General features: G+C 78.1%; 13 protein-coding genes. 9 read left to right on the forward strand and 4 right to left on the reverse strand.

Translation table 11 applies throughout. The features are described from left to right. Nucleotides 1–83: 83 nt before the first annotated feature. Both ACFY07_RS00210 and ACFY07_RS00215 read left to right on the forward strand, forming a co-directional pair. Nucleotides 84–1,442, forward strand: a complete 1,359-nt coding sequence (locus ACFY07_RS00210) for a glycosyltransferase (protein WP_390866634.1) — start codon at nucleotides 84–86, stop codon at nucleotides 1,440–1,442. Nucleotides 1,443–1,687: 245 nt separating this feature from the next. Then, nucleotides 1,688–1,984 (forward strand): WhiB family transcriptional regulator, encoded by a 297-nt coding sequence (locus tag ACFY07_RS00215; RefSeq protein ID WP_230647030.1) that lies wholly within the window; start codon nucleotides 1,688–1,690, stop codon nucleotides 1,982–1,984. 455 nt (nucleotides 1,985–2,439) lie between these two features. Here the strand turns inward: ACFY07_RS00215 and ACFY07_RS00220 are convergent, their stop codons facing one another. Further along, nucleotides 2,440–3,015 carry a DUF4383 domain-containing protein gene (locus ACFY07_RS00220; RefSeq protein ID WP_390866636.1) on the reverse strand — a complete coding sequence of 192 codons (576 nt, stop codon included), beginning with the start codon at nucleotides 3,013–3,015 and terminating at the stop codon, nucleotides 2,440–2,442. Between the two features lie 97 nt (nucleotides 3,016–3,112). Then, nucleotides 3,113–3,919, reverse strand: coding sequence for an RNA polymerase sigma factor (locus ACFY07_RS00225; protein ID WP_390866637.1), 807 nt, complete (start codon nucleotides 3,917–3,919; stop codon nucleotides 3,113–3,115). Nucleotides 3,920–4,060: 141 nt separating this feature from the next. Between ACFY07_RS00225 and ACFY07_RS00230 the strand changes: the two genes are divergently transcribed. The 3 genes from ACFY07_RS00230 (at nucleotide 4,061) to ACFY07_RS00240 (ending at nucleotide 6,012) form a co-directional block, all read left to right on the forward strand. Continuing rightward, nucleotides 4,061–5,095, forward strand: a complete 1,035-nt coding sequence (locus tag ACFY07_RS00230) for a MerR family transcriptional regulator (RefSeq protein ID WP_390866638.1) — start codon at nucleotides 4,061–4,063, stop codon at nucleotides 5,093–5,095. 166 nt (nucleotides 5,096–5,261) lie between these two features. Beyond that, the gene (locus ACFY07_RS00235) at nucleotides 5,262–5,618 is read left to right on the forward strand and encodes an STAS domain-containing protein (protein ID WP_230647037.1); all 357 of its coding nucleotides are present in this window, start codon (nucleotides 5,262–5,264) and stop codon (nucleotides 5,616–5,618) included. Further along, nucleotides 5,611–6,012, forward strand: a complete 402-nt coding sequence (locus ACFY07_RS00240; protein ID WP_390866639.1) for an ATP-binding protein — start codon at nucleotides 5,611–5,613, stop codon at nucleotides 6,010–6,012. The genes ACFY07_RS00235 and ACFY07_RS00240 overlap by 8 nt, the downstream gene beginning before the upstream one ends. Before the next feature lie 85 nt (nucleotides 6,013–6,097). Here the strand turns inward: ACFY07_RS00240 and ACFY07_RS00245 are convergent, their stop codons facing one another. Then, nucleotides 6,098–6,535: an SRPBCC family protein gene (locus ACFY07_RS00245; protein WP_230647041.1), complete on the reverse strand. Its 438-nt coding sequence runs from the start codon at nucleotides 6,533–6,535 to the stop codon at nucleotides 6,098–6,100. Nucleotides 6,536–6,853: 318 nt separating this feature from the next. Here ACFY07_RS00245 and ACFY07_RS00250 point away from each other — a divergent pair, with 318 nt between their 5' ends. The 3 genes from ACFY07_RS00250 to ACFY07_RS00260 are packed head-to-tail and all read left to right on the forward strand — an operon-like array spanning nucleotide 6,854 to nucleotide 8,117. After that, on the forward strand, nucleotides 6,854–7,066 hold the full coding sequence (locus tag ACFY07_RS00250; protein WP_230647043.1) for a hypothetical protein: 213 nt from the start codon (nucleotides 6,854–6,856) through the stop codon (nucleotides 7,064–7,066). Between the two features lie 56 nt (nucleotides 7,067–7,122). Further along, entirely contained in the window at nucleotides 7,123–7,623 is a 501-nt protein-coding gene (locus tag ACFY07_RS00255; RefSeq protein ID WP_230647904.1) for a TspO/MBR family protein, read from the forward strand. Next, nucleotides 7,620–8,117, forward strand: coding sequence for a DUF427 domain-containing protein (locus tag ACFY07_RS00260; protein WP_390866640.1), 498 nt, complete (start codon nucleotides 7,620–7,622; stop codon nucleotides 8,115–8,117). The genes ACFY07_RS00255 and ACFY07_RS00260 overlap by 4 nt, the downstream gene beginning before the upstream one ends. 84 nt (nucleotides 8,118–8,201) lie before the next feature. On the opposite strand, the gene ACFY07_RS00265 is transcribed toward ACFY07_RS00260, so the two are convergent. After that, nucleotides 8,202–9,728 carry a cryptochrome/photolyase family protein gene (locus ACFY07_RS00265; protein ID WP_390866641.1) on the reverse strand — a complete coding sequence of 509 codons (1,527 nt, stop codon included), beginning with the start codon at nucleotides 9,726–9,728 and terminating at the stop codon, nucleotides 8,202–8,204. 327 nt (nucleotides 9,729–10,055) lie between these two features. Between ACFY07_RS00265 and ACFY07_RS00270 the strand changes: the two genes are divergently transcribed. Then, a complete protein-coding gene (locus ACFY07_RS00270; RefSeq protein WP_390866642.1) occupies nucleotides 10,056–10,400 on the forward strand; it encodes an STAS domain-containing protein in 345 nt (114 codons plus the stop codon). Nucleotides 10,401–10,574 lie beyond the last annotated feature (174 nt).

The raw sequence follows: 10,574 nt of genomic DNA on the forward strand, positions 1-10,574 counted from the left end.
TCCCCGCCGGGGCCGCCGGCCCCCGCCCCCGGTGCCGTGGCCGGTGCCGTCATCCGTCCCGTCAGCGCCCGAGGAGGCCGCCGGTGCCGAAGGTCGTCGTGGTCAGTCCCCCGTTCCGGTCCCACGCCCAGCCGCTGGCGGTGCTGGCGGCCGCCCTGCGGGCGGCGGGGGCGGAGGCGGTGTTCGCCTGCGCGCCGGGCTTCGAGGTCCTGGCGGAGGAGGCGGGGGCGGGGTTCGCGCCGCTGACGGTGACGCGGAACGCCAACACCGGGATCGCCGAGACCACGCAGCAGGGGGCGGGCGAGGCGGCGCGGCTGGCGGAGTTCCTGGAGGCGACACGGGCGGGCGCGGTGCCGGCGCTGCTCACCCAGGCCCGCCACCGGCGGGCGGACATGCTGGCGGACCCGGCCGGGGTGCGCGCGGCGCTGGCGGGGCTGGACGCCCGGCTGCGGCCCGACTGGTACGTGGTGGACCAGCTGAGCTACCCGGTGACGCTCGCCCTGCACTGCCTGGGCCTGCGGTACGCGACCTTCTGCCCGGGGCACCCCGGGTACATCCCGACCGGTCCGGACGCGTACTTCGGCGTCCCGGCGGCGTGGCCGCGGGCGGTGCGGCCGCCGGCGGAGGAGCTGGCGGCGCTGACGGCCGCCGCACGGGGGAACGACGCGGCGTTCACCGCGCTCTTCGCCGAGGAGGCGGCCCGCGCGGCGCCGGACCGCCCGGCCCCGGGCCGGGCGTTCGCCCTGGCCTCGCCGGAGGCGGTGCTGTACAACTACCCGCCGCTGCCGTGGCTGCCCGAGCCGCCGAAGGGCCCCGAGGCCCTGTACCTGGGCCACTGCAGCACGGCCGGCGAGGCGGCGCCCGCGCTGCCCGGGGACTGGCGGGCGGAGGCGGACCGGCTGCGGGCGGGCGGGCGGCGCCTGGTGCTGGTGGCGCTCGGGACCTTCCTGTCGGCGCGCGACGACGTGCTGCGGACGGTCGTGGAGGGCGTGCTGCGGCACTGTCCGCAGGCGGCGGTGGTCGCGGCGGCGGGGGGCAGGACGGCGTCCCTCGCGGACCTCGCCGCACCGGGCGGCGCCGGTGAGGGGCGGCTGGCGGTCGCACCGGAGGTGCCGCAGCGGGCGCTGCTGCCGCTGGCCGACGCGATGGTGCACCACGGCGGCAACAACTCCTTCACCGAGTGCCTGTACGCGGGGGTGCCGGCGCTGGTCCTGCCGTTCTCCAGCGACCAGTTCGCCATCGCGCACGACGCGGAGCGGGCGGGCGCCGGGGTCTGCCTGGACCCGAACGCGCTGACGCCGGAGGCGGCGGGACGGGCCGTGGCCGGGCTCCTGGCGGCGCCTCCGGCGGGCCTGGCGGCGCTGGGCGCGGCGGTGCGGGGGCGCGGGCCCGCCTGGGCGGCGCCGCGGCTGCTGGCGGCCATGGGGGCGCCGCGGGGCTGACGCCGGGCCGGCACGGCACGGCCGGGGCACGGCCGGGGCCACGCCGTGCCGCGGGCCGGCCGCGCCGGGGACGCCGCCCGCAGGGCTCCCCGATTCACACCCCTGCGCGCATCCGAGGGGGACGATCCGGGCGAATCAACCTGGGGAGGGGGTGCGCGGGCGGTCTGCCTGCTCCGTCCGCGCCATCGGGGCCCCGGCCACCGGGGCCCGCAGCGGGACGGCCGGGCCGGCGGAAGGAGGCGGAGATGTGGTGGTGGCGGACGGCGGCATGCGTGGACAAGGACCCCGACCTGTTCTTCCCGGTGGGGAGCGCCGGGCCCGCCCTGGTCCAACTGGCCGAGGCGAAGGCCGTGTGCGCCGGCTGCCCCGTGGCCCGGGACTGCCTGGAGTGGGCTTTGCGGACCGGGCAGGAGGACGGCGTGTGGGGCGGCATGACGGCGGATGAGCGGCGCGGCCTGCGCAACCGGCGGCTGCGCAGGCTGACGGGCCGGACCGTGGCGGCGGAGCACGTCGGGACGGGACGCGGGGAGCCCGCGCCGTGACCGGCGGTGCGGGCCGCGGTGCGTCCGGCGGTGCCGCCGGACGCACGGACGGCGGTGCGGCGTCCGGCGGTGCGGCGGGTTACGGCCGTGCGGCGGGCGGCGGCACGCCGGGCGGGCCCGCACCGGTGGGCGGCCCGCCGCAGGACCCGGACGGGGGCGGGAAGGGGGCGCACGTCAGGGGCGGTACGGGTGCCCGGGGGCTGATCGGCCCCCGCCCGCGGCGGCAGAGCAGCGGGCGAGGGCCTGGAGCGGACGGCCGGTGTGACGCCGAAGCCGTCGCTCGTCACCGGGTATTCGGCGCGGGGTGTGCATTCGGATGCACTGCGTTCCACCCGCGCCCGCTCCGCACACGTCCGGCTCCGTGTGCCGGACCGGCTCCGGAGGGCACGGGCCGGGGACCGCACGCGGAGCCGGTACCAGCGGCGGACGGCCCCCTCCCGGCGGCGGCGGACGCGTCAGCGCGCCCGGTCCGGCCGGGGGCCGCGCGCCTGCAGGACGGGGGCGGGTGCGGCGGCGGTGAGGACGGCGGCGCGGGCGGCGCGCTCCCGGGCCTCCTGCTCGCGCGACACGCGGTCCGGGTGGCGGCTGCGCCAGTAGGGGTTGTCGTGGGGCAGCCCGCCGCTGACCCTCCCGTACATGCCGAAGGTGGCGATCAGCAGGCCCATGACGAAGCTGAAGAGCACGTTCGGCATGCGGAAGGCGAGGATGTTGGCGGAGCTGTCCAGGACGGCGAGGTTCGCGAAGCCGCTGAGGACGAAGGCGCCGCCGACCGCCATGTTGAGGGTGGAGGCGGCGTTGCCGCCGACCGCCGCGCCGGCGACCAGGGCGCAGCCGACGACGACGGAGACCAGGCTGAGCAGGCCGTTGGTCGACATGCCCATGAGGGGCGAGCCCTGGGTGTCGAAGAAGGAGAGGTGGTCGGCGAATCCGAGCGAACCGAAGACGAGCAGGACGACGCCGCTCGCCCCGGCGCCGTACCGGTAGACGGTGGCGAGCCGGTGGTCGACGGGCATCTCGTCGCGGAGTTTCATGGCACCTCCTCGGGGGGCGGGCCGTCCGGCCCGCGTCTCCACGGTCGGTCGGCTGCGGCGGGAGGGCAACTTGCGTCGTTCGCGCGTCGGATCGTGCTCACGCGCCGGAGCGGACGGCCTCCTCCGCGAGGCGCCGCCGCAGCCGCATCAGGCCCCGCCGGGCGTGGCTCTTGACGGTGCCCAGGGGCAGGCCGGTGCGCTCGGCTATCTGCGTGTGGGTCAGGTCGCCCCAGTAGGCGAGCACCAGGACGGTCCGCTCCGCGGGCGGCAGGAGGGCGAGCTCTCCGTCGATGAGGACGCGGTCCACGACGCCCTCGACGCGGGGGCCCTCGGCGGCCCAGGACGCGGCCAGGGCGGCGGCCCGGGCCTGCCGGTCCCGTCGCGCCCGCGCGGCCTGCACGTCGGCGATCTTCTTGCGGGTGATGCCGATCAGCCAGGACTGGAGGCTGCCGCGGTCCGGACGGTAGCCGGCGCGTCCGCGCCAGGCGGCGACGAAGACGAGCTGGGTGACGTCGTCCGCGTCGGAGGGGTCCCCGAGGGCGCGCAGGGCGACGGCGCGGACGACGGGGGACCAGAGCCGGTAGGCGGCCTTGAGCCACCAGTCGTCGCCGTCGGGGCAGCCGTCGGAGGCGTCGTCCCCGCACAGGCCGGGGCAGCACGGGTCCGCACAGCAGAGGTGGTCGCAGCAGGGGTCGGCGCCGCAGAGGTCGGCGCTGCAGGGGTCGTGTACGTGCCGGTCGGGTCCGTGCGGGTCGGCCCGGGACCCGCCGGGCGCGTACCGGTCCTCCTCCCGCAGGTCGCCGCCGGGCGCGCCCGCCGCGCAGGCGCTCGCGGCGTCCCCCTGGATGCGGACCCCCTGTGCCAGGTCCGGCGTCGCCGTGGTGGCGAGGTCGCACGGTGCCATCGGTGGCGCTCCTTGCCGCGGCCCGGTCGGCTGGAGTCCGGCGGCCGCCTCCGGGCACGGCAGCACCGCCGACGCGCCCAGCATCGTCAGGCCTGCGCGCCGGAGGCAACTTGCGTCGTTGTTGCGTCGTATGGTGAGGGCATGGACGCATCCGCAGGCGCCGGACTCACCACGGGCGCGGCCGCCCAGCAGCTGGGCGTGGCCCCGACGACGCTGCGCTCCTGGGACCGGCGCTACGGCCTCGGGCCCGCCGCGCGGGAGGGGGGCCACCACCGCCGGTGGACCGAGGAGGACATGGCCCGCCTGCGGCGCATGTGCCGCCTGACCGCGTCCGGGGTGGCCCCCGCGGAGGCCGCCCGCCTGGTCCGCACGGGTCCGGCGGACGGGGCCCCCGGCGCACCCGCGGCCCCCGGGGCGGAGGAGGAGGCGGCCGGGGCGGCGGGGACCGCCGGGCGGGAGGGGCGGCGGCCGGGTCCGCCGCCCGGCCCCCGGCGGCCGGGCGGGCGCACCGCGCTGCCGCTGGGCGAGGCCCGCGAGGAGTGCCGGGGCCTCGCACGGGCCGCCGTCCGGCTGGACGGTCCGACGATCGACGAGATCCTGGACCTGGCCGTGGCCGAGCAGGGCCTCGTCGCCGCCTGGGAGGACGTGGTCATGCCCGCGCTGCGGGCGGTGGGGCGCAAGTGGGCGCGGTCCGGCGAGCGGTTCGTGGAGGTGGAGCACCTGCTGTCGTGGCACGTCTCCTCGCTGCTGCGGCGCGTCGCCGCGGCGCCCTCCGGCCGCGTCCAGGGACCGCCCGTCCTGCTCGCCTGCACCCCCGGCGAGATGCACACGCTGCCGCTGGAGGCCGTCGCGGCGGGGCTCGCCGAACGGGGGCTGCCGCTGCGCATGTTCGGCGCCTCCGTGCCGCCGGACGCGCTGGCGCACGCCGTGCAGCGGACCGGTCCGGTCGCGGTGGTGCTGTGGTCGCAGACGCGGCCCACGGCCGGCCTGGAGGTCGTCCGGGAGCTGCAGGACGTCGCGTGGGGCGTGCGCGGGGCGCGGTGGAGCCCGGCCCTGGTGCTGGCGGGTCCGGGCTGGGCAGGGCGGCGGAGCCCGGCGCGTGCGTTCCGGCCGCGCGGGCTGCGGGAGGCCCTGGACCTGCTGGAGGCCCTCTGCGGGCGCGCCGACCGCCTCTGACCGGCGGCGCAGCACCCGGCGGGCGCGGAGGCGGGCCGGTCCTCTCCACCGGTACCGGGCCGTGTCGTACTACCCTGGTGGCCCTGCCGGGTCGTACGCAGGGCCCGGTCCGTACCGCGGCTTCCCGACGGGGGCAGGCTGCTGTGGCATCTGGAGGTGTGCTGCATTGCAGCAGGCGTGGGAGGGCGATCTCGAGGTCGAGGCGCGGGCTCATGGCGCGTGCGCGCTGCTCGTGCTGAGGGGCGAGATCGACCACGACAACGTCGACGAGCTGGAGGGCGCGCTGGACAGCGCGCTGCGCGACGGCGCCCGGTACGTCGTCCTCGACGTGAGCGGCGTGGGCTTCGGCGACTCCTCGATGGTCAACGCCCTGCTCGGGGCGTGGCGCTCCCTCTCGGCCCGGAGCGGCGGGGTGCGGCTGGTGGGCGTGAGCCCGGCCGTCGACCAGCTCCTGGCCACCCTCGGCATCCGCGACCGCCTGCCCCAGTACCCCACCGTCGACGACGCACTGCGCGATGCGTGACGCCGCGGCGGGCCGGGACCGCGTCGGCACCCGCCACCGGTGGCACGTGCCCCGGGAGCGCGGGGCCCTCGCGGAGGCCCGCCGCAGGGTCCGGCAGGTGCTGGCCGGCTGGCAGTGCCCGCGGGAGCAGACGGACGCGGTGCTGCTCCTGGTCTCCGAACTGGTGACCAACGCCCACCGGCACGCCGGGGGCCCCGCCGAGCTGGAGGTGCGGGCGCTGCCCGGCGGGGTGCGGGTCGTCGTGGGCGACGGGAACGCCTCCGCGGTGCCGGCGCAGCGCGAGCCCGGCATAGGCGGCGGCTACGGGATGCACCTCGTGGAGCGGCTGGGCAGCCGGTGGGGCGTGGAGGTGCTGTCCGGCGGCAAGCGCATCTGGGTGGAGGTGCCCGGCTGACCGGGCGCCGGGCGGCCCCGCGGCGGAGGGCGCCGGGGGCGCGGCCGGACCGGTCGGGGGCGGGGCAGCTCAGCGGCGGGTCAGGTCAGCGGCGGGCCAGGACCTCGGGCAGCTGCCGGGCGACCTCGTCGCCGAGGCGTTCGATGTCGCGCCGCAGGAACGGCGCGGCGAGCCTGGCCAGACCCTTGAACCGCAGGTCGGCACGGTAGGTGAGGGTGGTCGAGGAGCCGTCGGCGGCGGGCCGGAAGGTGAGGTCGTCGACCGAGGTCACGGTCTTGTTCTCGCCGACGAAGGTGAGCCGCTGCGCCTCCAGGCGGACCAGCCGGTAGGTGAGCTCGGTGGTGCGCCCGCGGAACCGGGAGACGTTGCGCCAGGTCGCCCCCTCCCGGACCTCCCCCTCGTCGAGCCGGGTGCAGGAGACGGTGCCGGGGTCCCACTCCTCGGTGCGGGAGAAGTCCTGGAGGTAGCGGACCACCTCCTCCACCGGACCGGCGACGGTGAGCGTCCTCTCCACGGCGACCATGGGCATCCTTCCGTACGCGTGTGCCTCCGCGGCCCCGGCGGCGCCGGAGGCGGGTGCAGGCGACCCTACCCCCCGTCAGTCCGCGCCACTCCCCCGCCCTTCCCCTCCCCCTTCCCCTCCCCCGCCCGTCACCCGCGCCCGCCTCGCGCGCCCGTCCCGGACGGCACCCGCGGCCCGGGCCCGGCCCGGCACGGTCCCGGTGGCACGACCGGGCAGCGCGGTCACGGCGGCGCGGTCACGGCGGCGCCGTCACGGCGGTGCGGTCCGGGCGGCGCAGTCCCGGTGGAGGAGGCGGCCGGGTGCCGCGAGGCTGGGGGCATGACGAAGAAGACGTGGGCGAAGGCCGTCATGTACTGCCGCAAGGGCGAGACGGTGGGGCCCGACGCAGCCGTGACCCACCTCGTGGGCGAGGCGTGGGTCGAGGGGCACTGGGTGCACTTCCGCCCCGAGGGCGGGGGACGCGAGATGTCGGTGGGGGCGCACGTGGTCCAGCGGATCGAGTGGCTGGACGGCGACGGCGGCCCGGGGTGAGGTGGCGGCGGGGCGGGGGCCGGGTAGGAGCAGGGTCCGAGTCGAGGAGGGATCCCTTGCACACGACGACACGGCTGCTGCCCGCAGCGGCGGTCGCGGCCACGGCCGCGGCCGGCGCGGCGGCGACCACGCCGGACGACGCCTGGTACCGGCGCCTGGAGAAGCCGTCCTGGCAGCCGCCGCCGCAGGCGTTCGGCCTGGTCTGGACGCCGGTGTACACGCTGATCGCCTACTCGGCGTACCGCGTCCTGCCGCGTCTGGACGGGCCGGCGCGGCGCCGGTACGCGGCCGCGTTCGCCGGGAACATGCTGCTCAACGCGGGGTGGACGTGGGTGTTCTTCCGCGCCCGCCGGCCCCGCGCGGCGGTGGCCGAGATCGCGGCCCTCCAGGCGTCCAACGCCGACCTGCTGCGGCGCTCCTGGGCGGCCGACCGGCGGGCGGGCGCCGCCCTGCTGCCGTACGTGGCGTGGACCGGCTTCGCCACGGCGCTCAACACCGCGATCGCCCGGCGCAACCCGGGCGCGGACGGCCGGGGACGGCGCGGAGGTGCCCGGTGAGCGCCCGGTCGGGGGAGCCGCAGGAGCGCCGGCCGGAGTCGGTGTGGGACTACCCGCGCCCCCCGGCGGTCCGGCCCTCGCCCGAGCGGGTGACGGTGGAGTTCGCGGGCGTCACCGTGGCGGACACCCGCAGCGCCCTGCGGGTGCTGGAGACCAGCCATCCGCCCGTCTTCTACATCCCCCGGGAGGACGTGGCGGCGCGGCTGCTGCGACCGTCGCGGCGGCGCAGCTGGTGCGAGTGGAAGGGGCAGGCCGTCTACTGGGACCTGGTCGCGGGCGGCGAGGAGTCCGCCGACGCGGCGTGGAGCTACCCCGACCCCTCCCGCGGTTTCGAGGCGATCCGGGACCACCTGGCCTTCTACCCGTCACGGGTGGGCCGCTGCACGGTGGCCGGCGAGGAGGTCGTCCCCCAGGAGGGCGACTTCTACGGCGGCTGGATCACCTCCGAGGTCACCGGCCCCTTCAAGGGCGCGCCGGGCACCGCGGGCTGGTAGGCCCGGGCACCGCGGGCTGGTGGGCGGGGCCGCACGGGCGGGACACGCAGGACGGGGGCGTGCGCGCGGGCGCGTGCCGCAGGATCAGGGCGCGGCGTCCCCGCGGCGCGCCTCCGCGTCGAGCAGCTCGGGCAGGTCGGCGAGGCGGTCCAGACCGTGCACGGCCCGCGCGGTGCGGTGGTTGCGGGCCAGCCGCTCGCGGTGGCGGTGCAGGAACGCCCAGTACCCGGCGGTGTACGGGCAGGCCCGCTCGCCGGTGCGCTCCTGCGGCCGGTACGGGCACGGGCGGCACAGGTCGCTCATCCGGTTGATGTAGGCGCCGCCGGAGGTGTACGGCTTGGTCGTCATCAGGCCGCCGTCGGCGTACTGCGACATGCCGACGACGTTCGGCAGCATCACCCAGTCGTAGCCGTCGACGAAGCAGCGGTGGAACCAGTCGGTGACCGCGGCCGGGTCCCAGCCGCGCTGGAGGGCGAGGCTGCCGAGGACCATCAGCCGCGGGATGTGGTGGGTCCAGCCGGTGTCGCGGACCTGCGCGAGGACGGTGGACAGGCAGCGGGCCCCGACGGCGTCCGCGTCCAGGTCGAGGAACCACTGCGGGAGCGGCGCGCCGTGCCCCAGCTCGTTGCGGCCGCGGTAGTCCTCACCGAAGTGCCAGTACAGGTGCCAGACGTACTCGCGCCAGCCGGCGACCTGCCGGACGAAGCCCTCGACGCTGTTGAGCGGCGCGGTGCCGTCGTGCAGCGCCCGCTCGGCGCGGCCGACCACCTCGGCGGGGTGGAGCAGCCCGAGGTTGAGCGGCGCGGACAGCAGGCTGTGGCTCATCACGGGGTCGGCGGCCAGGACGGCGTCCTCCCAGCGGCCGAAGGAGGGCAGCCGGTGCTCGGCGAAGTGCTCCAGCGCGGCCAGCGCCTCGCTCCGGGTGGCGGCGAACCGGCGCGGTCCGTCGCGGCCGACGAAGCGGACCTCGCCCGCGCGCTCCCAGCGGTCCAGGTCGCGGCGGACCTCCTCGTCGACCGCGTCCTCGGCCGGCTCCCAGGGGGCGGGGACGCCGAGCACGGCGCGGCCGCGGGGCGGGGGCTCGCGGTTGTCGGCGTCGAGGTTCCAGCGGCCGCCGACCGGCCGGTCGGCGTCCATGAGCAGGTCGTGGGACTGCCGCACCCAGCGGTAGAAGTCCTCCAGCAGCAGGCGGCGGCCGCCCCGGTCCGCCCAGGCGGCGAAGTCGGCGTGCGGCACCAGGAAGCCCCGGTCGGGCAGGACGCGGACCTGCGGCAGGGACTCCACCAGGCCGAGCGCCCGGCGCGACGTGGGGTGGCAGACCGTCACCTCGGCGTCGCCGACGGCCTTGCGCAGCCCCTCGCGGTAGGTGTCGGCCTGCACGTACCGGACCCGGTCGCCGAGTTCCGCGGCCCGGTGGCGCATGGCGGAGAGCACCAGGTGGGCCTTGGCCCGGTGGAAGCGGCGGCGCCGCAGGACGGAGAGGGCCTCGATCATGACGAGCGGCGCGTCCGGGTCCGGGCCCGCCGCCGAGCCGCCGGCCGCGGGGTCGGGGGCCGCGGCGAAGTGCGGCCCGAGCTGGTCGCCGAAGAGCCAGTGCGGGCGCTGGGCCACGGGGACCTCCACAGCCGGGGCGTCCTCTCCGCCGCGGAGGGAGGAGGAGGTGCGCATATGAGGACGGAACGGCACCACTCTAGGGCCGGAAGGCCCTTCCGGCGGGGAACATGGCTTTCCCCGGGCGAGTGTGGGACGGTGGGGGGACACCAGCCTGGTTTGGCAGGTGCCCCGCGCCGCTCTGCGGTCGGCGTCCGTCGGTCGGCACGACCGGCCCGGTCGCGGTGCGGGTTCTTCGCTGGACCGCGTGCGGAAGACACCGCGCGCTTCGGCGGCGCCCCGGCGAGGTGCCGCTGTCGTGGCTCCGACCCCGAGAGGGGGACGGACATGCTCAACCTCACCGTGGTCATGGAACAGGACCGGGACGAGACCGTCATCGCCGTGCAGGGCGAGATCGACGTGGACACCCGGCCGACCCTCAGCCGTACCGCCGCGTCGCTGCCCGGCGGTGCGGCGGTCCGCCTCGACCTGTCCCGGGTCACCTTCATGGACGCCGCCGGACTGCACTTCATGCTCGACCTGCGCCGGCTGCTGGCCGGCTCCGACGGCCGGCTCGTGGTGGCCGGCGTGCACGACCAGCCCGCCCGCCTGCTGGACGTGGCGGGGGTCAGCGGGCTGTTCCGCTTCTCGCCGGGGGCGGGCGAGGCCAGGACGGCCGGACTCGCCTGCTGAGACGCCGGCGGCCCCCGCACCCCGGGGGCAGCCGGGCGGACGCCCGCGGGCGGCGACGGCGCCGGGGCCCCGGGCCGGCGCGCCCGGGCCCCGCGCCCCCGGCCCGCCCCCCCCGGCGGGGGGCCCCGCCCCCGGCGCGGGGGGGGTCGGGGTCCCGGGCCCCGCCCACCGCCC

This window comes from Streptomyces sp. NPDC001380 (genome assembly GCF_042895785.1).
Classification (GTDB): domain Bacteria; phylum Actinomycetota; class Actinomycetes; order Streptomycetales; family Streptomycetaceae; genus Peterkaempfera.

Bases quoted from the DNA above. Each gene is read 5' to 3' on its own strand.
- ACFY07_RS00215 (WP_230647030.1), top strand. From the start codon at position 1,688: ATGTGGTGGTGGCGGACGGCGGCATGCGTGGACAAGGACCCCGACCTG.
- ACFY07_RS00220 (WP_390866636.1), bottom strand. From the start codon at position 3,015: ATGAAACTCCGCGACGAGATGCCCGTCGACCACCGGCTCGCCACCGTC.
- ACFY07_RS00225 (WP_390866637.1), bottom strand. From the start codon at position 3,919: ATGGCACCGTGCGACCTCGCCACCACGGCGACGCCGGACCTGGCACAG.
- ACFY07_RS00230 (WP_390866638.1), top strand. From the start codon at position 4,061: ATGGACGCATCCGCAGGCGCCGGACTCACCACGGGCGCGGCCGCCCAG.
- ACFY07_RS00240 (WP_390866639.1), top strand. From the start codon at position 5,611: ATGCGTGACGCCGCGGCGGGCCGGGACCGCGTCGGCACCCGCCACCGG.
- ACFY07_RS00245 (WP_230647041.1), bottom strand. From the start codon at position 6,535: ATGGTCGCCGTGGAGAGGACGCTCACCGTCGCCGGTCCGGTGGAGGAG.
- ACFY07_RS00250 (WP_230647043.1), top strand. From the start codon at position 6,854: ATGACGAAGAAGACGTGGGCGAAGGCCGTCATGTACTGCCGCAAGGGC.
- ACFY07_RS00270 (WP_390866642.1), top strand. From the start codon at position 10,056: ATGCTCAACCTCACCGTGGTCATGGAACAGGACCGGGACGAGACCGTC.